26 protein-coding genes and 2 pseudogenes are annotated in these 23,922 nt (G+C 71.2%); 11 read left to right on the top strand and 17 right to left on the bottom strand.

Features of this window, described 5'->3' with window-relative positions; translation table 11 throughout:
- The first annotated feature begins 392 nt into the window (after nt 1-392).
- A complete protein-coding gene (locus tag GFH49_RS23930; protein ID WP_155058126.1) occupies nt 393-1,028 on the top strand; it encodes an SCO3374 family protein in 636 nt (211 codons plus the stop codon).
- 32 nt (nt 1,029-1,060) lie between these two features.
- Here the strand turns inward: GFH49_RS23930 and GFH49_RS23925 are convergent, their stop codons facing one another.
- From GFH49_RS23925 to GFH49_RS23880, 10 genes are all read right to left on the bottom strand, one after another.
- Entirely contained in the window at nt 1,061-1,396 is a 336-nt protein-coding gene (locus tag GFH49_RS23925) for a histone-like nucleoid-structuring protein Lsr2 (protein ID WP_155058125.1), read from the bottom strand.
- A gap of 224 nt (nt 1,397-1,620) precedes the next feature.
- A complete protein-coding gene (locus tag GFH49_RS23920; protein ID WP_155058124.1) occupies nt 1,621-2,154 on the bottom strand; it encodes an amino-acid N-acetyltransferase in 534 nt (177 codons plus the stop codon).
- 9 nt (nt 2,155-2,163) lie between these two features.
- Nucleotides 2,164-2,616: a BlaI/MecI/CopY family transcriptional regulator gene (locus tag GFH49_RS23915; protein ID WP_155058168.1), complete on the bottom strand. Its 453-nt coding sequence runs from the start codon at nt 2,614-2,616 to the stop codon at nt 2,164-2,166.
- Nucleotides 2,617-2,753: 137 nt separating this feature from the next.
- Complete coding sequence (locus GFH49_RS23910) at nt 2,754-2,933, bottom strand: hypothetical protein (protein WP_155058123.1); 180 nt, start codon at nt 2,931-2,933, stop codon at nt 2,754-2,756.
- Between the two features lie 78 nt (nt 2,934-3,011).
- Nucleotides 3,012-3,683 (bottom strand): hypothetical protein, encoded by a 672-nt coding sequence (locus tag GFH49_RS23905; protein ID WP_155058167.1) that lies wholly within the window; start codon nt 3,681-3,683, stop codon nt 3,012-3,014.
- A gap of 297 nt (nt 3,684-3,980) precedes the next feature.
- A complete protein-coding gene (locus tag GFH49_RS23900; protein WP_155058122.1) occupies nt 3,981-4,778 on the bottom strand; it encodes a type III pantothenate kinase in 798 nt (265 codons plus the stop codon).
- 2 nt (nt 4,779-4,780) lie between these two features.
- The gene (gene nadC / locus GFH49_RS23895) at nt 4,781-5,758 is read right to left on the bottom strand and encodes a carboxylating nicotinate-nucleotide diphosphorylase (protein ID WP_155058166.1); all 978 of its coding nucleotides are present in this window, start codon (nt 5,756-5,758) and stop codon (nt 4,781-4,783) included.
- A gap of 5 nt (nt 5,759-5,763) precedes the next feature.
- Nucleotides 5,764-7,527, bottom strand: a complete 1,764-nt coding sequence (locus GFH49_RS23890; RefSeq protein ID WP_155058121.1) for an L-aspartate oxidase — start codon at nt 7,525-7,527, stop codon at nt 5,764-5,766.
- A 128-nt stretch (nt 7,528-7,655) separates the two neighbouring features.
- Nucleotides 7,656-8,657: a pantoate--beta-alanine ligase gene (panC, locus tag GFH49_RS23885; protein WP_155058120.1), complete on the bottom strand. Its 1,002-nt coding sequence runs from the start codon at nt 8,655-8,657 to the stop codon at nt 7,656-7,658.
- On the bottom strand, nt 8,657-9,592 hold the full coding sequence (locus GFH49_RS23880) for a Rossmann-like and DUF2520 domain-containing protein (protein ID WP_155058119.1): 936 nt from the start codon (nt 9,590-9,592) through the stop codon (nt 8,657-8,659). The genes panC and GFH49_RS23880 overlap by 1 nt, the downstream gene beginning before the upstream one ends.
- 179 nt (nt 9,593-9,771) lie before the next feature.
- On the opposite strand from GFH49_RS23880, the gene GFH49_RS23875 reads away from it, so the two are divergent.
- Entirely contained in the window at nt 9,772-10,980 is a 1,209-nt protein-coding gene (locus tag GFH49_RS23875; RefSeq protein ID WP_155058118.1) for a threonine aldolase family protein, read from the top strand.
- Between the two features lie 40 nt (nt 10,981-11,020).
- Here GFH49_RS23875 and GFH49_RS23870 read toward each other — a convergent pair whose 3' ends face one another.
- Nucleotides 11,021-11,233 (bottom strand): hypothetical protein, encoded by a 213-nt coding sequence (locus GFH49_RS23870; protein WP_155058117.1) that lies wholly within the window; start codon nt 11,231-11,233, stop codon nt 11,021-11,023.
- 61 nt (nt 11,234-11,294) lie between these two features.
- On the opposite strand from GFH49_RS23870, the pseudogene GFH49_RS23865 reads away from it, so the two are divergent.
- A pseudogene (locus tag GFH49_RS23865) lies at nt 11,295-11,501 on the top strand (helix-turn-helix domain-containing protein); the annotation flags it as partial.
- 272 nt (nt 11,502-11,773) lie between these two features.
- Here GFH49_RS23865 and GFH49_RS40325 read toward each other — a convergent pair.
- The 3 genes and pseudogenes from GFH49_RS40325 to GFH49_RS23850 form a co-directional block, all read right to left on the bottom strand.
- Nucleotides 11,774-12,041, bottom strand: a pseudogene (locus GFH49_RS40325) (ATP-binding protein); the annotation flags it as partial.
- 31 nt (nt 12,042-12,072) lie between these two features.
- A complete protein-coding gene (locus GFH49_RS23855) occupies nt 12,073-12,744 on the bottom strand; it encodes a response regulator transcription factor (RefSeq protein ID WP_155058116.1) in 672 nt (223 codons plus the stop codon).
- A gap of 125 nt (nt 12,745-12,869) precedes the next feature.
- Entirely contained in the window at nt 12,870-14,084 is a 1,215-nt protein-coding gene (locus GFH49_RS23850; RefSeq protein ID WP_155058115.1) for a sensor histidine kinase, read from the bottom strand.
- A 118-nt stretch (nt 14,085-14,202) separates the two neighbouring features.
- On the opposite strand from GFH49_RS23850, the gene GFH49_RS23845 reads away from it, so the two are divergent.
- On the top strand, nt 14,203-15,243 hold the full coding sequence (locus GFH49_RS23845; RefSeq protein ID WP_155058114.1) for an SAM-dependent methyltransferase: 1,041 nt from the start codon (nt 14,203-14,205) through the stop codon (nt 15,241-15,243).
- A gap of 23 nt (nt 15,244-15,266) precedes the next feature.
- Here GFH49_RS23845 and GFH49_RS23840 read toward each other — a convergent pair whose 3' ends face one another.
- Nucleotides 15,267-16,418, bottom strand: coding sequence for an NADH-quinone oxidoreductase subunit D (locus tag GFH49_RS23840; RefSeq protein WP_155058113.1), 1,152 nt, complete (start codon nt 16,416-16,418; stop codon nt 15,267-15,269).
- 31 nt (nt 16,419-16,449) lie between these two features.
- Between GFH49_RS23840 and GFH49_RS23835 the strand changes: the two genes are divergently transcribed.
- Entirely contained in the window at nt 16,450-16,953 is a 504-nt protein-coding gene (locus GFH49_RS23835; protein ID WP_155058112.1) for a PH domain-containing protein, read from the top strand.
- Nucleotides 16,950-18,284 (top strand): PH domain-containing protein, encoded by a 1,335-nt coding sequence (locus tag GFH49_RS23830; RefSeq protein ID WP_155058111.1) that lies wholly within the window; start codon nt 16,950-16,952, stop codon nt 18,282-18,284. Before GFH49_RS23835 ends, GFH49_RS23830 begins: the two co-directional genes overlap by 4 nt.
- Before the next feature lie 22 nt (nt 18,285-18,306).
- Here the strand turns inward: GFH49_RS23830 and GFH49_RS23825 are convergent, their stop codons facing one another.
- Entirely contained in the window at nt 18,307-19,695 is a 1,389-nt protein-coding gene (locus tag GFH49_RS23825) for a prolipoprotein diacylglyceryl transferase (RefSeq protein ID WP_155058110.1), read from the bottom strand.
- A gap of 292 nt (nt 19,696-19,987) precedes the next feature.
- Here GFH49_RS23825 and folP point away from each other — a divergent pair, with 292 nt between their 5' ends.
- From folP to GFH49_RS23800, 5 genes are all read left to right on the top strand, one after another.
- Nucleotides 19,988-20,890: a dihydropteroate synthase gene (folP, locus tag GFH49_RS23820; RefSeq protein ID WP_155058109.1), complete on the top strand. Its 903-nt coding sequence runs from the start codon at nt 19,988-19,990 to the stop codon at nt 20,888-20,890.
- Nucleotides 20,887-21,390, top strand: coding sequence for a nuclear transport factor 2 family protein (locus GFH49_RS23815; protein ID WP_155058108.1), 504 nt, complete (start codon nt 20,887-20,889; stop codon nt 21,388-21,390). Before folP ends, GFH49_RS23815 begins: the two co-directional genes overlap by 4 nt.
- A 272-nt stretch (nt 21,391-21,662) precedes the next feature.
- The gene (folB, locus tag GFH49_RS23810) at nt 21,663-22,022 is read left to right on the top strand and encodes a dihydroneopterin aldolase (RefSeq protein WP_155058107.1); all 360 of its coding nucleotides are present in this window, start codon (nt 21,663-21,665) and stop codon (nt 22,020-22,022) included.
- The gene (folK, locus tag GFH49_RS23805) at nt 22,019-22,630 is read left to right on the top strand and encodes a 2-amino-4-hydroxy-6-hydroxymethyldihydropteridine diphosphokinase (RefSeq protein WP_155058106.1); all 612 of its coding nucleotides are present in this window, start codon (nt 22,019-22,021) and stop codon (nt 22,628-22,630) included. The genes folB and folK overlap by 4 nt, the downstream gene beginning before the upstream one ends.
- Before the next feature lie 88 nt (nt 22,631-22,718).
- Nucleotides 22,719-23,207 carry a DUF3180 domain-containing protein gene (locus GFH49_RS23800; RefSeq protein ID WP_155058105.1) on the top strand — a complete coding sequence of 163 codons (489 nt, stop codon included), beginning with the start codon at nt 22,719-22,721 and terminating at the stop codon, nt 23,205-23,207.
- Nucleotides 23,208-23,219: 12 nt separating this feature from the next.
- On the opposite strand, the gene folE is transcribed toward GFH49_RS23800, so the two are convergent.
- Nucleotides 23,220-23,825: a GTP cyclohydrolase I FolE gene (gene folE / locus GFH49_RS23795; protein WP_155058104.1), complete on the bottom strand. Its 606-nt coding sequence runs from the start codon at nt 23,823-23,825 to the stop codon at nt 23,220-23,222.
- Between the last annotated feature and the right edge of the window lie 97 nt (nt 23,826-23,922).

Genomic DNA, 23,922 nt, shown 5'->3' with positions numbered 1-23,922 from the left:
ACTTCCCCTCCCTGTCCTTCCGCAGCTTAGTCCCGCAAGCGGGGACCGCTCATTCCAACTGCCGACACCGTCGATGGCCTCCTGACCCCGAACGCCGACATCTGCTCCAACCCGATGGTGCGAGACGATGTTCCCGCAGGCCAGGTAGTTACCCTCACCATCAGTACGCCGATGGCGAACGTGAGACGGCCTGTCCTGCGTGTCGCCCCCTCCCACTAGGGATGTCTTACCCGCTCGAACAGACAGTCCATGCCGCATGCACGGGTTCCCTCCGCTACGGGCGAACAACCTTGCACCACCCCGCACCCCCGTACGCCCCCGCTTACGGCACTCTGCGCACCCACCGGAACACTCAGCGTAACTTGCACGGTCCGCCGACAGTTGCGCTTGGCATGGTTGCCACCGGCCGCTCGGCTTCGCCCGCAATCTCCACGGTTTCCACAGCAGTCCCCTTCCCCCGGCGGCCGCTCGATCCGAGCGATCAGGTCCGCCGGTGGTACGAGAACGAACTGGGATGGGCGACGGTGCCCGGAATTCCCGTACGGCTTCCCCTGGGCCTGCGCTTCGACGTCCTGGACGTGCCGGCCGAGGCGGGCCGGTCCGCACTGCGCCACCTGGTGCCGGGCTCTCCGGTGGCCCTGCAGGGCGACCGGATGCGGCTGCTGGTGGCCGCGGGCAGCAAGGAGGAACTGCCCGGGCTGCTGGACTGGCTGGAGTGGGGCACGCTGGCGCTCGACCTGACGGCTGTCGGCGAGGGCGGTCTCATGGAGGCACCCGTGCCTCCGGGGTGGGGCTCCACCGCGAGGGCCCGGCCGCCGTCGATCCGTTCCGGCGTCCTCAGGGGGGCCGCCGTGTGGCTGCGGCCCCCCGGTCCGGGGTGCGAGGTCGAAGCCTCGCTGCCGACGCTGTCGGCTTTGGGGGGCGGTGGAGACGCCCCCGATCTCGTGCGACTTCTGAACACGGTGGCAACGCAGTGCCACCGATTGCGGCTGCGGCGCGCATGCGCTCAGCCCTTGGCCTTGCCATAGGCCCGTCATAGGCCTCGCCATAGGCCTTGCGATCAGGCGTTCGCCTTCTCGTATGCCTCGCGAATGGTCGCGGGAACACGGCCGCGGTCGTTGACCTCGTAACCGTTCTCCTTCGCCCAGGCGCGGATCTGTGCGGTGTCCTGGCTGCCACCCGAAGCGACACGCGCCTTTCCGCGCCCGCCCGAAGCACGGCCTCCGGTACGACGACCGCCCTTCACGTAAGGATCGAGAAGGCCGCGCAGCGTGTCCGCATTGGCGGTCGTGAGATCGATCTCGTACGTCTTGCCGTCCAGCGCGAACGTCACGGTCTCGTCCGCCTCGCCGCCGTCGAGGTCGTCGACAAGAAGGACCTGAACCTTCTGTGCCACCGGATTTCCTTTCATCGATAACTTGAGGGCTGGGGTCTGCGGCGTCCGCCGTTTCGCCGTCCCCTGTTATATGCAGTACTGCAGTACGTCGGAAAGCAAACCGCTTTTGCTGGAAAAACACAAACCCCTGGGAGAGACCCACCGGTCACCCCCGGTCCGGAAACATGCGCGTTTCGGACATAGGGAACCGGGGCAGTGCAGTCCGCTTGAAATCTCGTTGACGATCACAGATGCAGAAGCATCCGGCTGTTGCCCAAGGTGTTCGGTTTCACTCGTTCGAGACCGAGGAACTCCGCGACGCCCTCGTCATAGGAACGCAGCAGCTCCGCGTAGACATCGGTGTCAACAGGCGTCTCGCCGATCTCGACGAAGCCGTGCTTGCTGAAGAAGTCCACTTCGAAGGTCAGGCAGAATACCCGGCGAACGCCGAGCCACCGTGCGGTGTGCAGCAACTTCTCCAGCAACTGATGCCCGACACCGGCACCCTTCAGTCCGGGCTTCACCGCGAGAGTGCGCACTTCGGCGAGGTCTTCCCACATCACATGCAGGGCGCCGCAGCCGACCACGTCGGCGTTGTCGTCCCGTTCCGCGACCCAGAACTCCTGGATGTCCTCGTAAAGCGTGACCGTGGCTTTGTCGAGCAGGATCCGGTCGCGGACGTAGGCGTCGAGGAGTCGACGCACCGCCGCTACATCGCGGGTGCGGGCCCGGCGGACGGTGATGGCTTTTGCGGTGACTTCGGGACGCTCTGCTGACATGAGCGGACGCTATCGCCCGCCGGTCTCCGGCGCCGAGCCGGGGTTCTCCCCGCCGGTATCGCGTTCGGCGCTATCGGTGGCGCCGGTCTCTCCGGTGGGTTCGGCGGATTCTTCCGGGTCTCCGACGACGCGGATGGCGTCCCGCAGGGCCTGCCGCTGTTCGTCACTCATCATCCCGAAGAAGGCGACGAGAGCGGCGGCCGGGTTGTCACTCTGCGACCAGGCGTCGTTCATCAGCGCGGCGGCGTAGGCGGCTCGGGTGGAGACCGCCTCATATCGATAGGCCCTGCCTTCCGCCTCGCGGCGCACCCAGCCCTTCTGATGGAGATTGTCCAAAACGGTCATCACCGTGGTGTAGGCGATGGACCGTTCCTGCTGGAGATCTTCGAGGACTTCTCGAACGGTCACCGGGCGGTTCCACTTCCACACCCGCGTCATGACCGCGTCTTCGAGTTCTCCCAATGGGCGGGGCACAACTCGACACAATAGTGGGAGATCTCCACATTGGCGTCCGGGACGGGCGCATGGTGAACAAACGGGAACGAAGCGGGTGTACGGCCCGGAAGTGCGCGAGCGGCGCGGGAGGCGTACGCCGTACGTCAGGCGTCGGTGCCGGAGGCGGTCTGGCGGGCGCCCTCCACGCGCGAGATGGCGGCGTCGACGGCCGCGTCCTCCTTGGCCTTGTTGGCCCCGCCCTGGGTCTTCACGATCACCCGGATCACACCGATGAAGAACACGGCCATCACGGCCGGGGGCAGCAGCGCGGAGACATAGTCCATACGACCAGGGTAGCCACGGGGCGGGGAGCGGACGGTGCCGGGTTGAGGGTTCTCGGCGCCGGCACCGACGCCCGCCACTCAACCTGCGACGACGAGCTGCCGTGCCGCGTTCGCGGGCGGCGGGGTGGGTTTGCGGCGCGGGAAGACCTCGCCCGGGGTGGGGATGGGGCGGGCGGGCTTCGGGGCGGCCGGGGCGGGGGCGGGCTTCGGGGCCGGTTTCCCGGCGGGCTTCTTCTCGGGCTTGCGCACGGGCTTCTCCCCCGCGTCCGCGGCGAGCCCGCCGGTCAGGGCCGTGAGGTGCGTCCGAGACCCCGGGGCGCCGGATGCGACCGGCGTCGCGGTTCGCCCCGCACCGGGCACGAGGCGGCCGAGCGCACCCATCCCTCCGGGCTCGTCCCGCCCCTGACGCCCGGCATGGCTTCGACAGCGGTCGAGGAGGGCGGCGGCGGCAGGGTTGCCGCGCAGTGCCCGGAGGGCGGTGAGGTCGTCGGGGACCAGCCGGTACCCCGCGCGCAGCGCCTCCTCCAGCAGCGTGAGATAGCCGGCGGCGGTGCCGGGCAGGGCGGCGCGGTACCGGGCGACGTCCGCCACCAGAAAGGCCCGCATCCGCACCCCCTCGCGCATCGCCTCGTCGAGGGCCTCAGCAAGGCGGAGGCAGTCCTGGACATCCTCGGCCGAGACCGGGCTGGGCTGGAGGGCGAGGGCGAGAGCGCGGCGGAGCACACGCAGCTCCTCCACACCGAACGCCATGCCGCCGCGGTATCCGTATGGCGTGGGCATGAGGTGACGATACGCGCTAATCAGACAAACCAGCCCACATCACACCTGGTGTGGCGCAAGAGCCACCCACCCGGACCCACTCGGTGCCGGTCCGGGTATTTCAGCCCGTCGTGGGGGTACCCCCGCTCAAGCGAAGCCGAGAGTGGGGGAGTTTGAGGACGAGGCCGTTCACGCCGAAGCGGGGGTCTGGGGGCGGCAGCCCGCAGGGACGGGACGGGTAGGGGCGGCGAGGGCGGAAGACGCCCTGCGGGCACGCCGGACGCGGGGTCACATGCGTGACACGTTCCGCTCGTACACCAACCGCAGCCCGATCAACGTCAGCCAGGGCTCATGCTCATCGATCACCGAGGACTCGCCCAGCACCATCGGCGCCAGCCCACCCGTAGCGATCACCGTCACGTCATCCGGATCCTCGGCCAGCTCCCGCGCCATCCGGTTCACGACACCGTCCACCTGCCCGGCGAACCCGTACACGATCCCCGCCTGCATCGCCTCGACCGTGTTCTTGCCGATCACGCTCCGCGGCCGCGCCACCTCGATCTTCCGCAGCTGCGCGCCCTTGACGCCGAGCGCCTCGACGGAGATCTCGATACCGGGCGAGATGACCCCGCCGATGTACTCCCCGCGCGCGCTGACCGCGTCGAACGTCGTCGCCGTACCGAAGTCCACGACGATCGCGGGCCCGCCGTACAGCTCCACCGCCGCCACGGCGTTGATGATCCGGTCCGCGCCGACCTCCTTGGGGTGGTCGGTCAGGATCGGCACGCCCGTCTTGACGCCCGGCTCGACCAGCACCGCCGGCACATCGCCGTAGTACCGCCGCGTCACCTCACGCAGCTCGTGCAGCACGCTCGGCACGGTCGCGCAGATCGCGATCCCGTCGATGCCGTCGCCCAGCTCCTCGCCGAGGAGCGGATGCATGCCCATGAGGCCCTGGAGCAGCACCGCCAGCTCGTCGGCCGTGCGGCGCGCGTCCGTGGAGATCCGCCAGTGCTCGACGATGTCCTCGCCGTCGAAGAGGCCGAGGACGGTGTGCGTGTTGCCGACGTCGATCGTGAGGAGCATGGCTACTCCGCCTCACGGAGATCGAGGCCGATGTCCAGGATCGGCGAGGAGTGGGTCAGGGCGCCGACGGCCAGGTAGTCCACGCCGGTGTCCGCGTACGCCTTCGCGTTCTCCAGGGTGAGGCGACCGGACGCCTCCAGGGCGGCGCGGCCGTGCACGAGGGCCACGGCCTCCTCGCACTCGCCCGGCGTGAAGTTGTCCAGGAGGATCAGGTCGGCGCCCGCGTCCACGACTTCGCGCAGCTGGTGCAGGGTGTCGACCTCGACCTCGATCGGCACCTCCGGGAAGGCATCCCGTACGGCCTTGAAGGCCTGCGCGACACCACCCGCGGCGACCACGTGGTTGTCCTTGACCAGGGCCGCGTCGGACAGCGACATCCGGTGGTTCACGCCGCCGCCGCAGCGGACGGCGAACTTCTCCAGCGAGCGCAGGCCCGGTGTCGTCTTCCGGGTGTCGCGGACCTTCGCCTTCGTGCCCTCCAGAACGTCCGCCCACGCGCGCGTGGCGGTCGCGATGCCGGAGAGCCGGCACAGGAGGTTGAGCGCGCTGCGCTCGGCCGTCAGCAGGTCGCGTGTGCGCGTGGTGACCGACAGGAGCTGCTGCCCGGCCTCCACCCGGTCGCCGTCCTCCACGTGCCGCTCGACGGCGAACTCGTCCTCGCAGACCACGGAGAGCACCGCTTCGGCGACCCTGAGGCCCGCCACGACGCCCGCCTCGCGCGCGGTGAAGTCCGCGGTGGCGACTGCGTCCTCGGGGATGGTCGCGACCGTCGTCACGTCCACGCCGTGGTCGAGGTCCTCCTGGATGGCCACGTTGGCGATGTCCTCGACCTCCACGGGGTCGAGGCCGGCCTCGGCCAGGAGTTCGGCGAGGGCGGGATCGAGCCCGCACTCCAGGTATTCGTCGCCGGTGTCCGCACCGCAGGCGCAGCCGTCGCCGCAGCCGTCGTCCTGTGCGAGGGGAAGGTCGGGGGTATCCACTGCTGTCACTGCTCCTGGGGACGCTGCGCCGGACGGTGCTGCCGGGTCGGGGGGAAGTCTGCGGTATCGGTGGTGTGTACGGCGAGTGTGCGGTCCGGATTCAGCCGTACGACGATGTGGCGCCGCCACGCGGTGTCGTCGCGCTCGGCGCGATCCTCGCGCCAGTGGCAGCCACGGGTCTCCTCGCGCTGCCGGGCGGCGGCGACCAGGACGCGGGCCACGCACAGGAGGTTGGTGGCCTCCCACGTGTCGACGCCGGGCTCGGCCGTCTTGCCGTTCTCGTGGAGGGCGTCACGGGCGTCGGTATGCAGCTGCTGGAGCTGTTCGGCGGCCTTGGCGAGGGAGTCGGCGGAACGAAGGACGCCCGCACCCTCGGTCATGATCCGCTGGATCGCGAACCGGGTCTCGGGCTCCAGCAGGGGGTGTTCGGGCACCTCGGGGTACGGCACCGGGTGCGGCACGCGCGCGTGGAGGCCGTTTTCGGCGTGGCTCGCCGCGATGTCCTCGGCGATGCGCTCGGCGTAGACCAGGCCCTCCAGGAGGGAGTTGGACGCGAGTCGGTTCGCGCCGTGCACCCCGGTGCAGGCGACCTCGCCGCACGCGTAGAGCCCGGGGACGGTCGTGCGGCCGTGGGAATCCGTGCGGACGCCGCCGGAGGCGTAGTGGGCGGCCGGGGCGATCGGGATGGGCTCGTGGACGGGGTCGATGCCGTGGGCGCGGCAGGCGGCCAGGATCGTCGGGAAGCGGTGCTCCCACATGACCGCGCCGAAGTGCCGGGCGTCGAGGAACATGTGCTCGGCGTCCTGCTCCTGCATGCGGCGCATGATGCCCTTGGCGACGATGTCCCGGGGCGCCAGTTCGGCCAGCTCGTGCTGTCCGACCATGAAGCGCACGCCGTCGGCGTCGACGAGGTGGGCGCCCTCGCCGCGTACCGCCTCGGAGACGAGCGGCTGCTGGCCCTCCGCGTCCGGGCCGAGGAACAGCACGGTGGGGTGGAACTGCACGAATTCGAGGTCGGAGATCTCCGCGCCGGCGCGCAGGGCGAGCGCCACACCGTCGCCGGTCGACACGGACGGGTTCGTCGTCGTCGAGAAGACCTGGCCCATGCCGCCGGTCGCGAGGACCACCGCGGGGGCGTGCACGGCGCCCACACCGTCGTGCTGGCCCTCGCCCATGACGTGCAGGGAGACGCCCGCGGTACGGCCGTCGGCGTCCGTCAGCAGGTCCAGGACCAGCGCGTTCTCGATCGCACGAAGTCCCGCCCGTCGCCCACCACCACCCTTGGCCGAGAGCGCTTCGCGCTCGCCCCTCGTGACCGCGCGTACCGCCTCGACGAGCGCGCGGGAGATCTCCGCGCCGGTGGCGTCGCCCCCGGCGTGCGCGATGCGGCGGCGGTGGTGGCCGCCCTCGCGGGTGAGCTCCAGCTCGCCCGCGGAGGACTCGTCGAAGTGGGCGCCCGTCTCGATGAGGCGTCGCACCGCGTCCGGGCCCTCGGTGACCAGGATCCGTACGGCCTTCTCGTCGCACAGGCCCGCGCCCGCGACGAGCGTGTCGTCGAGGTGCTGTTCGGGGGTGTCGCCGTCGCCCAGGGCCGCGGCGATGCCGCCCTGCGCCCAGCGCGTGGAGCCGTCGTCGAGGCGGGCCTTGGTGACGACGACCGTCGTGAGGCCGGCGGCCTCGCAGCGCAGGGCGGCGGTGAGGCCGGCGACGCCGGATCCGACGACCACGACGTCCGCGGTGATGGACCAGCCGGGGGCCGGGGAGGTCAAACGAGGGAGGCGAGCGCGGAGCGCTCCCGTTTGAGGGTGGTGGGCGACGGGCGAACGAGGGGGGCGAGCGCGGAGCGCTCTCGTTTGAGGGTGGTAATGGGCGACGGGCGGGCGTATGCCGGTGCTGGTCACGAGGCGGCTCCGAGCGTTCCGAACGTGAGCGGGATGTTGTCGATCAGGCGGGTCGTCCCGACCCGGGCGGCGACGGCGAGGACGGCCTCCCCGGTGAAGTCGTCCCCGACCTCGGTGAAGTCGGACGGGTCGACCAGGGCCAGATAGTCCAGTCGGAGCGGCGGGGTGAGGCGGGCCGCCTCGTCGAGGACCAGGCGGGCGGCCGCGCGGACGGCCGACGGGCCACCCGGGACGGCCTGGGCGACCGCGTGCGCGTCGGCTGCCGCGCGGGACTCCCCTATGGCGCTGAGCGCCTCGGCACGCGCGTGCGTGGCGGGCACTTCACGCGCCCGCGCGCGCAGCGCCTCCTGCGCCGCATGCCGGTCGAGACCCGCGAACAGCGCCTGCGACAGCGCGAGGGCCGTGCGCCGCTCCTGGGGCGACAGATAGCGGTTTCGGCTGGACAGGGCCAGGCCGTCGTCCTCGCGCACGGTCGGTACGCCGACGATCTCGACGCCGAAGTTCAGGTCGCGCACCATCCGGCGGATCAGGGCGAGCTGCTGGGCGTCCTTCTGGCCGTACAGGGCGATGTCGGGGCGGGTCAGGTGCAGCAGTTTGGCGACGACGGTGAGCATGCCGTCGAAGTGGCCGGGGCGGGAGAGGCCTTCGAGGCGCTCGCCCATGGCGCCCGCGCTGATGCGGACCTGGGGTTCGCCGCCCGGGTAGACCTCGTCCACGGACGGGGCGAACACGGCGTCCGCGCCTGACTGTTCGGCCATCTTGAGGTCGGCGTCCAGGGTGCGCGGATAGCGGTCGAGATCCTCTCCCTTGCCGAACTGCAGCGGGTTGACGAAGACGGTGACGACGACCTCGCCGTCCGGGCCGGCGATCTCGCGCGCGGTGCGGATCAGGGTGGCGTGGCCCTCGTGCAGGGCGCCCATGGTCATCACCACGGCTCGGCGGCCTTCACGCGCGCGTGCGTGCAGCTCGCCGGAGGTGCGCAGCAGGGCGGTGGTCATCAGGCGTCCCCCTCGGTCCCGTCGGTGCCGTCGGTGCCGTTCGCGAGTACCCCCAGCAGGTCCTCGGCCAGCTCCGGCTTCAGCAGACCGTGGGCGAGCGCCCGGTCGGCGGTGGCGCGGGCCATCGCCAGATAGCCGGCGACGGTCTGCGGTGCGTGCCTGCGCAACTCGCTGACGTGCGCGGCGACCGTACCGGCGTCCCCGCGCGCGACGGGTCCGGTGAGGGCGGCATCACCGGAGCGCAGGGCGTTGTCGAGCGCGGCGCCGAGCAGCGGTCCGAGCATCCGGTCCGGGGCCCCGACGCCGGCCGCGCTTAGCAGCTCCATGGACTGGGCGACCAGAGTGACCAGGTGGTTGGCGCCCAGCGCGAGGGCCGCGTGGTAGAGCGGCCGGTTCTCCTCCGCGATCCACTCGGGCTCACCGCCCATCTCGATGACGAGGGCCTCGGCGGCGAGGCGCAGTTCGTCGGGCGCGGTGACGCCGAAGGAACACCCCGCGAGGCGCTGGACGTCCACGGGAGTGCCGGTGAAGGTCATCGCGGGGTGCAGGGCCAGCGGCAGAGCGCCGGCGCGCAGGGCGGGGTCGAGGACCTTCGCGCCGTACCGCCCGGAGGTGTGCAGCAGCAGTTGCCCCGGCCGTACGGCCCCCGTCTCGGCGAGGCCCTCGACGAGCGCGGGCAGGGCGTCGTCCGGGACGGTGAGCAGGACCAGGTCGGCGCGGTTGAGGACGTCGGCGGGCGGTACGAGCGGCACGTCGGGCAGCAGCAGCGCGGCCCGTCTCCTGGAAGCGTCGGAGACTCCGGAGACGGCCACCGGGCGGTGCCCGGCGAGTTGGAGGGACGCGGCCAGCGCGGGGCCCACACGACCGGCGCCGACGACGCCGACGGTGAGCCGCGCGGGGCGGTCCTTTGGGTCTGGCTGTTGGACTGTACTCACGCGACGGCGGCCTTCCCGTTCCAGTCCGCTCCGGGTACCGGACGATTTCTCGTCATGTTAACGCGATCGGTTGCGGGGGCGTCCGGTTGTCCACAGGCTGTGGGCAGTCACACGTCGAGTCGCGTCGACTGCGGAAAAACGGGTGCCCGCTCCGATCACCGACCGGCATGATCCGTCGCATGAGCGATACGTCGGACCAGAGCACGCAACGAGCCGAACCGGAGCGGGAGTCGGAGTCGGACGACGAGCGGCGCAGGCGACGCCGTGAGCGGCGTATCAGCGCCTACCGGAGCGCGGAAAGAGTGTTCGCGCGCACCAGCGTGCTGAGCACGCTCCGGGAGCGCCTTGCGGTGCTGGAGGCCGCCGAGCAGGTGCACGACCTGGATCAGACGGCCGACATGTACGGCGACGGCGTCGTCGAGGCCCTGGAGGAGAAGGTCGCCGGTCTGCTCGGCATGGAGGCCGCCGCGTTCTTCCCGACGGGCACGATGGCGCAGCAGGTCGCCCTGCGCTGCTGGGCGGGCCGCACCGGCAGCGCCGTGGTCGCCCTGCACGCGCTCGCCCACCCGGAGGTCCATGAGCGCAATGCGTTCCGTGAGGTCAGCGGCCTCCGGCCGGTCCGGGTGACCAGCGAGCCCCGGCTGCCGACCGCCGCCGAGGTACGCGACTTCGAGGAGCCCTTCGGCGCGCTGATGCTCGAACTGCCCCTCAGGGACGCCGGTTTCGTGCTGCCCTCCTGGGAGGAGCTGACCGAGGTCGTGGCGGCGGCGCGGGAGCGCGATGCGGTGGTGCACTTCGACGGCGCGCGCCTGTGGGAGACCACCCTGCATTTCGGCCGTCCCCTGGACGAGATCGCGGGCCTGGCGGACAGCGTCTATGTGTCGTTCTACAAGTCCCTGGACGGCTTCGGCGGAGCCGCCCTCGCCGGCCCCAGGACACTGGTGGAGGAGGCCAAGGCCTGGCGGCACCGGTACGGCGGCACGGTCTTCCAGCAGTTCCCGACCGCGTTGTCGGCTCTCGCCGGGCTGGAGCGCGAGCTGCCCCGGCTCCCCGAGTACGTGCGTCACGCGCGCGTGGTGGCGGCGGCCCTGTGCGAGGGGTTCGCGGCGGCCGGGCTGCCCTGGGCGCGCGTCCACCCCGCGGAGCCGCACACCAACGAGTTCCAGGTGTGGCTTCCGTACGACGCCGATGTCGTCGCCGAGGTCGCGGTCCGGCACGCCGAGGAGACCAGGACCCTGCTCTTCGCCCGGCCCTGGGGTGCCTCCGGCCCGGGCCTCGCCGTCACGGAGATCGACGTACGGGCCGCGGGCCTGGAGTGGACCGCCGAGGACGTGAAGGCGGCGGTCGCCGACTTCGCCGCCCGGCTGACCGCGCAGGTCAGCAGCTAGAAGCAGATCAGCCAGATACAGATAAGCAAGATGCAGATCATCAAGTAGACCGCGGGAGCAGGCGCAGCCACCGGCCCAGGGCCTGCCGTAGCCGGCCGTGGGACGGACGGCCCGCGAGGACCGCGCGGAACCGCCGGTGGTCGCGCAGTTCGCGGATGACCTGCCAGTCGTGCGCGCCGGGCGCGGGCGGGTCGGGCGGGCCGAGCTGCCGGGCGCGGTAGGTGTCGAGGACGTGGTACTGGGTGACACTCATGGCGGATCGCCTTCTCGCCTTCTCGCCTTCTCGGTTTCTCGGTTTCTCGGTTTCTCGGTTCCGGAACCTGGCCCGCAGCACGTACACCACGAGCGAGCTCGTGCAGATCCACGGCATGACGGCCCCCGAGATATCCCGGCATCTCAGCGTGCTGAAGAAGGCGGGCCTGATCACCACCCGGCGGCGTGGGCGGTATGTCCTGTACCAGCTGGACGTCACGGCGGTGGCCCGGCTCGGCAGCGACTTCCTGGAAGCCCTGCTCAGGTGACGCCCTCTCCAGCCTGAGGGCTGGAGATTCCGGTCCGTACCGCTTCGCGGTACCACCACGGGTTCCTGCTTCACAGGCGCCTGCCGGTCTCCGGGGAGATCGGTCTTGCACGGGCCTCCACAGGCGTCACTTCCCGCCCGTCCGGCGGTAGGTCCGCCAACTACGTTGTCGGACAAGGCGGCTTCAGCAGTGGCGCTGCGCCCCTCCGGGCCGCCGGGGTCAAGATGCCCTACACCTCCACCCCGAAGGGTGGAGCACTGGGCAAGAGTTCGGTAGCCGGAGTCGGTGACCGTCATGGGTGCGATCACCACGCCGTCGTGTTCGGTGAGGGCGAGATCGAGGACCTCGACGACACCCTGCCGCCACGAGGCCAAGTCCTGGAAGTCCCCGCGCAGTCGGGGCGGCAGCGTGCGATTCAGGCCGAAGCCGACGTACTCGGGATCGCAGACGACGCTGCCGGGCAGACGCCGCTGAATCTCGTGTGCGGGCAGTTTCTCGACGGATCGCCACCCCCGAAAGGCCGTTGATCCACAAAAGCATGCGCAGACCCTACCGAGGCCCGCGCCCGCGGTCAGCCGTGTCCGCCGGCCCGCACCAGCCCCGTCTCGTACGCCAGGACCACCACCTGGACCCGGTCCCGCAGCCCCAGCTTGGTGAGGATGCGGCCGACATGCGTCTTGATGGTCGCCTCGGACAGCACCAGCCGGGCCGCGATCTCCCCGTTGGACAGCCCCTGCGCGACCAGCACCATGACCTCGCGCTCGCGGTCGGTGAGCCGATCCAGCTCCTTGTGCTCCGGCCCCTTGCCGGCGCTGGGCAGCATCGGCGCGAACCGGTCGAGCAGGCGCCGGGTCGTCGAGGGAGCCACGACGGCGTCACCGCTGTGCACGGACCGGATCGCGGTCAGCAGCTCGCCCGGCGGCACGTCCTTGAGCATGAAGCCGGACGCGCCCGCCTTCAGCCCCGAGAAGGCGTACTCGTCGAGGTCGAAGGTGGTCAGGATCAGCACCTTCGGCGCGTCGGGTTCGGCGCAGATGCGGCGCGTGGCCTCCACGCCGTCGAGCTTCGGCATGCGTACGTCCATCAGCACCACGTCGACGGGGGTCGAGAGCAACGCCTGAAGCGCCTCGACGCCGTCGCCCGCCTCCGCGACGACCTCCATGTCCGGCTGTGCGGCAAGCACCATCCGGAACCCGGTGCGCAGCAGCACCTGGTCGTCGACGAGCATCACGCGGATCGTCATCGGGGCCTCTTCCGTTCTCGTCTGTCTCGTCTGAAGTCTCGTCGGCCTGCGTCTACGTCTACGTCCGCGTCCGCTGGGGCGTCCGCGGGGGCGTGACAGGTGTCAGCAGGGCGCGCGCGTCGGCGTCAGAGCGCTGGTTTGAGCGGGAGCAGCACACTGATGCGGAAGCCGCCGCCCGGGCGCGGGCCCGCGTCCAGGGTGCCGCCGACCATACCGACCCGTTCCCGCATCCCGATCAGGCCATGCCCCTGGCCGTCGGCGCCGCCCTCCTCGCACAGCTGGTGCGGGGCGCCCTTGCCGTCGTCCTCGACCAGCAGGCCGAGGCCGTCGTCGAAGTAGACCAGGCGGACGCTGGCGCCCGCGTTCGGCCCGCCGTGCTTGCGGGTGTTGGTGAGCGCTTCCTGCACGATGCGGTACGCGGTGAGCTCCACGCCGCTGGGCAGCGGCCGCGGGGTGCCCTCGACCTTGAAGTCGACGGGCAGTCCGGAGGTGCGGCACTGCTCGATCAGCTCGTCGATCTGCTCGACGTCGGGCTGTGGGACGTACTCGCCGCTCTCCTGGTGCTCACCGGTGCGCAGCACGCCCAGCAGGCGGCGCATCTCGGCGAGGGCCTGGCGGCCGGTGGAGGAGATCGTCTCCAGGGCCTTCTTGGTCTGGTCGGGCGCGGCGTCGAGGACGTAGGCGGCGCCGTCGGCCTGCACCACCATCACGGAGACGTTGTGCGCGACGACGTCGTGCAGCTCGCGCGCGATCCGGGCGCGTTCGGCGGCGACCGCCACCTTGGCCTGCGCCTCACGCTCCCTTTCGAGCCGGGTGGCGCGCTCCTCCAGCTGCTCGTAGTAGGCGCGGCGGGTGCGGATCGAGTCGCCGAGCACCCAGGCGAGGATGAACGGCACCGTCAGGAAGACCACCAGGGCCACATTGCTCAGGGCGGTGGACTCCGTTTCCGGCCAGCGCATCTGTGCCAGGGGCGCGGCGATCAGGCTCACGGCCAGTGTGAGCCTGGAGGCCCAGCGGGCGCCGGTCGCGGCCACGGTGTAGGTGATCACCAGAAAGGCGAAGTTGGCGGGCGTCGTCGCCACGTTCAGCGCCAGCTGCGCCATTCCCACCCCGATGGCGAGCAGCAGCATCTTCTCCGGCATGCGCCGCCGCAACGCGATCACCAGGCACAACAGGAGGAGGACCGGGATGATGGCCGCCTCGGAGTCGGTGCCCGTGGCGTCCTGCCCGCCCTCGTGCCGGACGGCCTCGCTCACCACAGAGATCCCGAAAAGGAGGACGGCCCAGAAGCCGTCGACCCATGTCGGGTGTCTGCGGAGGAAGTCGTAGAGGCGCTGCACGTAACCCAGAGTAGGGAAGCAGGATGCGTGCAGGGGTCAACCGGAGGGTCGATACGCATCGGGTGCGTGTACTCCACAAGGTGGAGGCTCCGTTCCTCTGTGCGCATAACCTGGCGGCGTGACGGACGAGACAGCGGGGCACTGGCGCGGTTGGCGGGCGGCGACCGAGGCGGCCCTGTACGGGCCGGACGGCTTCTACCGCAGGCCGGAGGGCCCGGCCGGCCACTTCCGTACGTCCGTGCACGCGTCGCCGCTCTTCGCCGGGGCCGTGGCCCGGCTGCTGTGCCTGGTCGACGAAGCACTGGGCGGACCCGAGTCGCTCGGCTTCGTCGACATGGGGGCGGGGCGCGGGGAGCTTGTCAGCGGCGTGCTGGCCGCGCTGCCCGCCGGCGTGGCCGCCCGCACGCGCGCGTGCGCCGTCGAAGTCGCCGACCGTCCCGCGGGCCTGGATCACCGTATCGAGTGGGTCAGCGCGCCCCCGCAGGGCACCGCCGGGCTGCTCTTCGCCAACGAGTGGCTGGACAACGTGCCCGTGGAGGTGGCCGAGGTCGACTCCTCGGGCGTACCGCGGCTGGTACTCGTCCGCCAGGACGGGACTGAGCGGCTCGGGGAGCCCGTCTCCGGTGCGGAGGCGGAGTGGCTCGGCCGGTGGTGGCCGCTGTCGGCCGAGGAGGGGCTGCGGGCCGAGATCGGGCTGCCCCGGGACGAGGCCTGGGCGTCGGCGGTCGCGACGCTCGACCGGGGACTCGCGGTCGCCGTGGACTACGTGCACACGGCGGAGACCCGCCCGCCGTTCGGCACCCTCACCGGCTTCCGGGAGGGGCGCGAGACGCGGCCCGTGCCGGACGGGTCGTGTGACATAACGGCGCATGTGGCGCTGGACGCGTGTGCGCCCCTCGACGCGCTTGCCGGCGCATCCCCGAGCACACACTCCGGCGCACTCCTCCTGCGCCAGCGCGAAGCACTGCGTGCCCTGGGCATCGCAGGCGCACGCCCCCCACTCGCGCTGGCGACCACACATCCCGCGGCCTATGTGCGCGCCCTCGCGAACGCGGGAGAGGGCGCCGAGCTCACCGCACTCGGCGGTCTCGGCGACTTCGGATGGCTGGTGCAGCCGGTTGGAATTCCGAACCCGCTCAACCAGGGCCCCTGCACATAGGAACTCCTACGTGTAGGGGCTCCTCACTTGTCGATGTCCCCGACCACGAAGAACAGCGACCCCAAGATCGCCACCATGTCCGCGACCAGCGTCCCCGGCAGCAGCTCCACCAGCGCCTGGATGTTGTTGTACGACGCCGACCGCAGCTTCATCCGGTACGGCGTCTTCTCGCCCTTGCTGACGAGGTAGTAGCCGTTGATGCCGAGCGGGTTCTCGGTCCAGGCGTAGGTGTGGCCCTCGGGCGCCTTGAGGACCTTGGGGAGCCGCTGGTTGACCGGGCCGGCCGGCAGTTCGGCGAGCCGGTCCAGGCAGGCGTCGGCGAGGTCCAGGGAGTTGTGGGTCTGCGCCAGGAGGCACTCGAAGCGGGCGAGGCAGTCGCCTTCCTTCCGGGTGACGACTTCCAGGGTGTCCTGGAGTTCGCCGTACGCGAGGTAGGGCTCGTCGCGCCGCAGGTCGAAGTCGACGCCGGAGGCGCGCGCGATCGGCCCGCTCACGCCGTACGCGTGCACGGTCTCGGGCGCGAGCACGCCCACCCCGCGCGTGCGCCCGCGGAAGATCTCGTTGCCGAGGACCAGGTCGTCGAAGCGGTCCATACGGGAGCGCAGGGCCGCGACGCAGGCACGCGCGCGTGACGTCCATCCCGCGGGCAGGTCCTCCTTGAGGCCGCCGACGCGGTTGAACATGTAGTGCATGCGCCCGCCGGAGACCTCCTCCATGACGTGCTGGAGTTCCTCACGCTCGGTGAAGGCGTAGAAGATCGGAGTGATCCCGCCCAGCTCCAGCGGGTACGAGCCCAGGAACATCAGGTGGTTGAGCACCCGGTTCAGCTCCGCGAGCAGCGTGCGCGTCCACACCGCGCGCGGCGGGACCTCCATGCCGAGCATGCGCTCCACGGCGAGGACCACACCCAGCTCGTTCGAGAAGGCCGACAGCCAGTCGTGGCGGTTGGCGAGCATGATGATCTGGCGGTAGTCGCGCGCCTCGAAGAGCTTCTCCGCGCCACGGTGCATATAACCGATGACGGGCTCCGCGTGCGTGATGCGCTCCCCGTCGAGGGTGAGCCGCAGCCGCAGCACCCCGTGCGTGGACGGGTGCTGGGGCCCGATGTTGAGCACCATGTCGGTGCTCTCCGCGGCACCGCCGATACCGACCGTGGTCTCCGTCGTAGGAGTCATGGCCCCAGTCTCCCCTACGTAGGCTTGCCGCATGGAGACGGGGAGCCGGGAGAACCCGGAGGCGGCAGGGGTCGAGCCGGCCTGGACCGGGCTGCCGCCGGGACTGCTGCGGATGCGCCGGTGGTTGCTGGCGGTGTGGCTGGGGCTGCTGACGGCGGCCACCGGCGTGCTGCTCGGTGTATTCGCGGGTCCCGTGTGGGCCGCGTTCGCACTGCTGCCGCTGGCCCTGCTGACAGGGGGCTGGGTGATGGTCGAGCGCAACTGGCGCTCCTGGCGGTACGCCGAGCGCGCCGACGACCTGCTGATCAGCCGGGGCGTGCTGTGGCGCGAGCTGACCGTCGTGCCGTACGGGCGGATGCAGCTGGTCGAGGTCACCTCCGGACCCGTCGAACGGCACTTCGGGCTGGCCAGCGTGCAGTTGCACACCGCGGCAGCCGCGACCGACGCGACGATTCCGGGGCTCGATCCGGTCGAGGCGGAACGGCTGCGCGACCGGCTGACCGAACTGGGCCAGGCACGATCGGCGGGGCTGTGACGGCGCCGGGCGTCGACGGCGCCGTACGCGAGAAGGCAGCCGTGACCGAACGGCGGCTGCATCCCGTGACGCCGCTCAGGCGGGCGTGGGCGCCGGTCACCGTGATCATCGGGTGGGCGTTGCACGACCCCGACCAGGCGCAGCGCCAGCTGACCAGGCTGACGACGACCACGCTGCTGATCGCGCTCGCCGTGTTCGTCCCGGCCGCCGCCCTGTACGGCTTTCTGACCTGGTGGTTCACGCACTTCGCGGTGACCGACACCGAACTGCGCATCCGTACCGGCCTGTTGTACCGGCGTGCCGCGCACATCCGGCTCGAACGCATCCAGGCCGTCGACGTCACCCAGCCGCTGCTCGCGCGGATCGCGGGCGTCGCCAAGCTCAAACTCGACGTCATCGGCGCGGACAAGAAGGACGAGCTGGCCTTCCTCGGCGCGGACGAGGCACGCACGCTGCGCGCCGAACTGCTCGCGCGTGCCGCGGGTTTCGCGCCCGAGACGGCGCACGAAGTCGGGGAAGCACCGGCGCAGGAGCTGCTGCGCACGCCCCCCGGCGTACTCGCGGTGTCCCTCGTGCTGACCGGCGCGACCTGGGGCACCCTCGCCGCCGCACTCTGCGTACCGCCGCTGATATGGCTCGCCACCGACAGCGTGTGGACGGTTCTCGCGGTCGGCCTGCCGCTGCTCGGCGCGGCGGGTGCGAGCAGCGTGGGGCGGTTCGTCGCGGAGTACGACTGGACGGTCGCCGAGTCCCCGGACGGGCTGCGCATCGACCGCGGCCTGCTGGACCGCGTCCATGAGACGGTGCCGCCGGGGCGCGTGCAGACCGTACGGATCGTGGAGCCGCTGCTGTGGCGGCGGCGGGGCTGGGTACGGGTCGAGCTGGACGTCGCCGGTTCCGCCAACTCCATGCTGCTGCCGGTCGCTCCGCGCGAGATCGCCGAGGCCGTCATCGCGCGCGTGCTGCCCGGAGTGACGGTGCCGCCGTCCCTCTCCCGGCCGCCGCGCCGCGCCGGCCGGTGTCTGCCCCTGTGGTGGCGCGGCTACGGCATCGCGGTCACCGACACCGTGTTCGCCTCCCGGCACGGGCTCCTGCGGCGGCGGCTGGCTCTGGTGCCGCACGCGAAGGTGCAGAGCGTACGGCTGGCTCAGGGGCCCTGGAGGCGTGCCTGGCGACTTGCGGACGTGCACGTGGACACGGGCGCCAACAAGACCGTCACAGCGCGGCTGCGGGACGCCGAGGAGGCGGCGGAGCTGCTGCGCGGGCAGGCGGAGCGGTCACGCACGGGGCGCAGGGACGCGCGGCCGGACCGGTGGATGGCACAGCCGTAGGCCGTGACGGGCCGGCCGGAGGTCAGGAGGCCGCGCTCCGCAGCCCCTGCAGGTCGATGTGTTCCGTCTCGTCGTGCGCCGTCAGGTCGATGACCTGCCCGACACCGCGCGACTCCGCGTCCGCCGGCTTGAACTCCGCCTCGGTCTCCGCCTTGTGGAGCGCGAGCGCCTCCTGGCCCACGACATCGGCGAGGTCCTCGTTCTGCACGGCTTCCAGCGCGGCGGACGCCGACTCCGTCTTCGTACCGAAGAAGTCGAAGCCGCCCTCGACCGCCGGACGCCGCACGGGCGACGCCGGTACGACGGCCACCGCGGTCGGCACCGTGAAGTGCCCGGAGGGCTGCTGCGCGGACTGGGCCGCCTTGCCCGTGGAGGTGGCGGCCGCGCGCTCGTGCCCGTCGACCGCCTCGGGCTTCCCCTGCGCTTCGTCCTCCTGCGCGGCGTCCCCCGCACCGGCCTTCACCGGCTCCTGCGCGACCGGCGCACCGCCCTTGGGCGAGCCGTCGTCGTCGGGGGAACCCTTGGAGGCACTGTCGTCGCCATCCTTGGAGGCACTCTCGGCGTCCCCCTTGGAGGCACCGTCAGCGTCCCCCTTGGGCGCGGCCTCGGCGTCTCCCTTGGGCGCGCTGTCCGCGTCCAACTTCGCCAACGCCACCTTGGCGCGCAGGAAAAGCTTGGACCCCTCCGGCGAGAAGACCGCGGGAGCCACCGGCTCGACCTGCCCGGCCTGTTCATCCTGTTCGTCCTGCCCGGCCTGTTCATCCTGTGCGGGCTGTTCAGCCTGTCCGGCCTGTCCGGCCTGCGCGGCCTCGACAGCCTTCACCGACTCGGCGACCGACTCGGTGGCGGACCCGGCGGCGGACTCGGTGGACTCGCCCGAGGCAGCCACCGCCTCGGTCTCCTCCTCGGGAGCGTTCGCCTGCGACGGCACGGGCGGCAGTGCGCGGACCGGCGTGGTGGTCTCTATCTCCAGCAGGCGGCGGCCCTCCAGGGCGCTCGCGCGCTCGGTCTCCGCGGTGGCGTACCGGCGCAGCAACGCCGCGTGCTCATTGCGCAGTCCGGCCAGCTCCGTACGCTTCGCGCGCAGCCGCTGCTCCAGCTTGACGCGCAGCGCGCGGGACTCCTCAAGGTCCGTCTCAAGTTCGGCGACGCGCTCCTCGTAGCGCCACTCGTCGCTCGCACGCGCGCGCGTGAGGTCGGCGACCTGCTTGCCGGCCTGCGTGTCCCAACGGCGCAGCACGACCGCGCCGATGACCGCCGTCGCCGCGGCGGCCGCGGCCAGACCCCGGAGCACCGTCGCTTCGGAGAACACCCAGGGGCCGAGCGCGCAGACGACCGAGACGCCTGCGATCGCCGACGGAGGCAGGAGCCTGTGCAAGGGCGGGGAATGGCGGTGACGTCCACGTGGCATGGCCAGAAACTTACCGCGCGTAGGCGAATCTTGGTGGCCCGGCCCGTAAAAACACAGCCATCCCGTTGTCATGTTGTGCCCGCGGTAGCCGCCCGTCGAGTCGCCGATGAACCTCCCGAGTGAACCTCCCCCTCCGAGACACCGTCCTAGAGGGCGCAATGTCGCCGGATGCCCGAACCGGCACCGGATCCTGTGCCTCGGACAGGACCGGTCGGAAACCCCGCCCGCCGAGCCCGGGGGCTTCGCTCGGACCGCCGGACCTCGGAGGCCCACCGGGGCCTACGCTGAACATATGAGCAAGCAGAGCGGACGCGGGCATGTCGCGGGCCTTCCGGAATGGGACCGCTGCGCGGTCATGGGAGTCGTGAACGTCACCCCCGATTCCTTCTCCGACGGCGGCCGCTGGTTCGACACGTCGGCCGCCGTGAAGCACGGCCTCGCCCTGGTCACCGAGGGAGCGGACCTCATAGACGTCGGCGGCGAGTCCACCCGCCCCGGCGCCACCCGCGTCGACGAGGCCGAGGAACTCCGGCGCGTCATCCCCGTCGTACGCGAACTCGCCTCCGACGGCGTCACGGTCTCCGTCGACACCATGCGCGCCTCGGTCGCCCAGCAGTCCCTCGCGGCCGGCGCCGCCCTTGTCAACGACGTCAGTGGCGGCCTGGCGGACCCCGCGATGATCCCCGTCGTCGCGGAAGCGGGCGCCCCCTTCGTCGTCATGCACTGGCGCGGCTTCCTGGAGGGCAGCACCGTCAAGGGCCTCTACGCCGACGTCGTCACCGAAGTCCTCGACGAACTCCGCGCGCGCGTGGACGCCGTCCTGGCGGGCGGCATCGCCCCCGACCGCATCGTCGTCGACCCCGGTCTCGGCTTCTCCAAGGAAGCCGAGCACGATCTGACCCTCCTCGCCCACCTCGACCGCCTGCACGCCCTCGGCCACCCCCTGCTCGTCGCCGCATCCCGCAAGCGCTTCCTCGGCCGGGTCCTGGCCGGACCGCAGGGCGCACCCCCGCCCGCACGCGAGCGCGACGCCGCCACGGCCGCCGTGTCCGCCCTCGCGGCGCACGCCGGCGCATGGGCGGTCCGCGTGCACGAGGTGCACGCGACGGCGGACGCCGTCCGGGTCGCGCGCGCCGTGGAGGGAGCGCGCACCCCCGGCGCAGAAGGAGCGCGCGGCACCGAAGGAGCCCGGTGAGCGCCCCCCACACCGACGTAGAGCAGGTCGAGCTCGCCAACACCGCCTTCTACGAAGCGATGGAACGCGGCGACTTCGAAGAGCTGTCCTCGCTCTGGCTCGCCCCGTCCGACCTGGGCGTCGACGAGACGTACCACGACCCGGCGGACTCCGGCGTGATCTCCTGCGTGCACCCCGGCTGGCCGGTACTGACCGGCCGCGGCGAGGTCCTGCGGTCGTACGCGCTGATCATGGCGAACACCGACTACATCCAGTTCTTCCTCACCGATGTCCATGTCTCCGTCACCGGTGACACCGCCCTGGTGACCTGCACCGAGAACATCCTCAGCGGCGGCCCCGCCCCCGAGGGGGGCGAAGAACTCGGCCCGCTGGTCGGACAGCTCGTCGTCGCCACGAACGTGTTCCGCCGCACACCCGAGGGCTGGAAGATCTGGTCGCACCACGCCTCCCCGGTGCTGGCCGAAACCGACGAGGAAGAAGGCGACGACACACCCGCCTGAGTGGGTAGGCGCACCTTGAGGACCAAGCAGAACGGACCAAGCAGAACCAAGAAGTGGTTGGAATCACGGGCCTCCGGGTAGGGGCGGCTACCAACCCGTGAGCCGCCGGGTTCCCCCGGGGAAACACACGATGAAGGCTGCAAGGCCCGACTCTGGCACGGACCCCCGTGGCCCGGCCCTGTCAGTGCCCGCAGGTAGATTCGTTTGAGGCCGGTGCGCCGCCCGTACCCGGTTCGCATCGGCCGTCACCGACGATTGCAGGAGTGATTCGCGTGGATCGTGTCGCGCTGCGCGGCCTCAAGGCCCGCGGGCACCACGGTGTGTTCCCCGAGGAGCGCGAAGAGGGCCAGACGTTCATCGTGGACCTCGTCCTGGGCCTGGACACCCGACCGGCCGCTGCCGCCGATGACCTGGCGAAGACCGTGCACTACGGCATCGTGGCGGAGGAGGTCGTGGCCGTCGTCGCGGGCGAGCCCGTCAACCTCATCGAGACGCTCGCCGAGCGCATCGCCCAGGTCTGTCTGAAGCACGAGGAGGTCCAGGAGGTCGAGGTCCGCGTCCACAAACCGGACGCGCCGATCACCGTCCCCTTCGACGACGTGACCGTCACCATCACCCGGAGCCGAGTATGACCGCATCGTTCACCGAGGGGCACAGCGACCCGACCGTACAGCCGGTACCCGCCTCCGTCGTCGAGAAGGTCGACGCAGCCGACACCACCCTGCAGAATCCGAAACGGGCCGTGATCTCCCTCGGCTCCAACCTCGGCAACCGCCTGGAGACCCTCCAGGGCGCCATCGACGCCCTGGAGGACACCCCCGGCGTGCGCATCAAGGCGGTCTCTCCGGTGTACGAGACGGAGCCGTGGGGCGTGGAGCCCGGCAGCCAGCCCTCGTACTTCAACGCGGTCGTGGTCCTTAAGACCACCCTCCCCCCGTCCTCCCTCCTGGAGCGGGCGCACGCGGTCGAAGAGGCCTTCCACCGCGTCCGGGACGAGCACTGGGGCGCACGCACCCTCGACGTCGACATCGTCGCGTACGCCGAGGTCGTCTCCGACGACCCCCAGCTCACCCTCCCCCACCCTCGCGCCCATGAACGCGCCTTCGTCCTGGCCCCCTGGCACGACCTGGAGCCGGGCGCCCAGGTTCCCGGTCGCGGCGCGGTCGCCGACCTCCTCGACACCGTCACCCGCGACGGCGTCGCCGCCCGCAAGGACCTGGAACTCCGGCTGCCTGAATAGTCGTTAAGGTCGACACGATCGCAAGGTCGGACCGGCCGGGTCACCTCGACCCAGGACCGGCACCGATCCGGGGAGCTGAAGGGACACCGTGAGAGAGCTGCGCATCAGGGTGCTGGCCGGCGTTTTCGTCGTCGCCGGCGTCCTGTCCTGGGCGGGCGCCCGCCTCTGGAACTCGCTCGGGACCCTTCCCAGCGTCCCGCTGGCCGCGCCCATCGTGCTGGCCGCGATCGCCGCGGTCCTCCTCGCCACGGCGCTGTCGTTGCGCTCCCGTCTCAAGGCCCAGCGCGAGCGCCGCCCCGACGCCAAGGGCGTCGATCCCCTCATGGCGGCCCGCGCGGTCGTCTTCGGCCAGTCCAGCGCCCTGGTGGCCGCCCTCGTCGCCGGCATGTACGGCGGCACGGGCGTCTTCCTCCTCGAATCCCTCGACATCCCCGCCCGCCGCGACCAGGCCATCTACGCCGGCTTCTCCGTGGTGGCCGGCATCGCCGTCATAGCGGCAGCCATCTTCCTGGAGCGCGTCTGCAAGCTCCCGGAGGACGACAACAACAACAGCCCGGGTGCGGCGTCCGCCGCTTGACCTCCCGGCGCGTCAGCGGGCCATGATCAGGCTCATGGCCTCGTTGCGCGTCGCCGCGTCCCGCAGCTGCCCGCGCACCGCCGACGTTATGGTCTTCGCCCCGGGCTTGCGGATGCCCCGCATCGACATGCACATGTGCTCGCACTCCACCACGACGATCACGCCACGCGGCTCCAGGATGTCCATCAGAGAGTCCGCGATCTGCGTGGTGAGTCGTTCCTGCACCTGCGGACGGCGGGCGTAGACGTCCACGAGACGGGCCAGCTTCGACAGGCCGGTGATCTTGCCGGTGGTGGACGGGATGTACCCGACGTGCGCCACGCCCCGGAACGGCACCAGATGATGCTCACAAGTCGAGTACACCTCGATGTCCTTGACGAGCACCATCTCGTCATGACCGAGGTCGAACGTCGTCGTCAGCACATCCTCGGGCTGCTGCCAGAGCCCCGCGAAGATCTCCTTGTACGCCCGAGCCACCCGCCCCGGCGTCTCCCTGAGCCCCTCGCGGTCCGGGTCCTCGCCGACCGCGATCAACAGTTCGCGCACGGCGTTCTCGGCACGCTTCTCGTCGAACTCGCCGATGGAGCCCTCGCTGTCCAGCGTCACGGGGTCGGTCATGTCGTGCCTCGTTCCTTGATGTCGTGCATAGGCATACGAAGATGCCGCGCCCCCCAGGCTAAAACCAGGGGGGCGCGGCAATCATTCCGGGCCTGGT

This window comes from Streptomyces blattellae (genome assembly GCF_009709555.1).
Classification (GTDB): domain Bacteria; phylum Actinomycetota; class Actinomycetes; order Streptomycetales; family Streptomycetaceae; genus Streptomyces; species Streptomyces blattellae.
This window is presented reverse-complemented; position numbering and strand designations above follow the sequence as displayed.

Bases quoted from the DNA above. Each gene is read 5' to 3' on its own strand.
- folK (WP_155058106.1), top strand. From the start codon at position 22,019: ATGACCGCATCGTTCACCGAGGGGCACAGCGACCCGACCGTACAGCCG.
- folP (WP_155058109.1), top strand. From the start codon at position 19,988: ATGAGCAAGCAGAGCGGACGCGGGCATGTCGCGGGCCTTCCGGAATGG.
- GFH49_RS23840 (WP_155058113.1), bottom strand. From the start codon at position 16,418: ATGACTCCTACGACGGAGACCACGGTCGGTATCGGCGGTGCCGCGGAG.
- panC (WP_155058120.1), bottom strand. From the start codon at position 8,657: ATGACCACCGCCCTGCTGCGCACCTCCGGCGAGCTGCACGCACGCGCG.
- GFH49_RS23920 (WP_155058124.1), bottom strand. From the start codon at position 2,154: ATGTCAGCAGAGCGTCCCGAAGTCACCGCAAAAGCCATCACCGTCCGC.
- GFH49_RS23900 (WP_155058122.1), bottom strand. From the start codon at position 4,778: ATGCTCCTCACGATCGACGTCGGCAACACGCACACCGTCCTCGGCCTC.
- GFH49_RS23825 (WP_155058110.1), bottom strand. From the start codon at position 19,695: ATGCCACGTGGACGTCACCGCCATTCCCCGCCCTTGCACAGGCTCCTG.
- folE (WP_155058104.1), bottom strand. From the start codon at position 23,825: ATGACCGACCCCGTGACGCTGGACAGCGAGGGCTCCATCGGCGAGTTC.
- GFH49_RS23855 (WP_155058116.1), bottom strand. From the start codon at position 12,744: ATGACGATCCGCGTGATGCTCGTCGACGACCAGGTGCTGCTGCGCACC.
- GFH49_RS23910 (WP_155058123.1), bottom strand. From the start codon at position 2,933: ATGGACTATGTCTCCGCGCTGCTGCCCCCGGCCGTGATGGCCGTGTTC.
- GFH49_RS23875 (WP_155058118.1), top strand. From the start codon at position 9,772: ATGAGCGATACGTCGGACCAGAGCACGCAACGAGCCGAACCGGAGCGG.
- GFH49_RS23905 (WP_155058167.1), bottom strand. From the start codon at position 3,683: ATGGCGTTCGGTGTGGAGGAGCTGCGTGTGCTCCGCCGCGCTCTCGCC.
- GFH49_RS23870 (WP_155058117.1), bottom strand. From the start codon at position 11,233: ATGAGTGTCACCCAGTACCACGTCCTCGACACCTACCGCGCCCGGCAG.
- GFH49_RS23835 (WP_155058112.1), top strand. From the start codon at position 16,450: ATGGAGACGGGGAGCCGGGAGAACCCGGAGGCGGCAGGGGTCGAGCCG.
- GFH49_RS23930 (WP_155058126.1), top strand. From the start codon at position 393: ATGGTTGCCACCGGCCGCTCGGCTTCGCCCGCAATCTCCACGGTTTCC.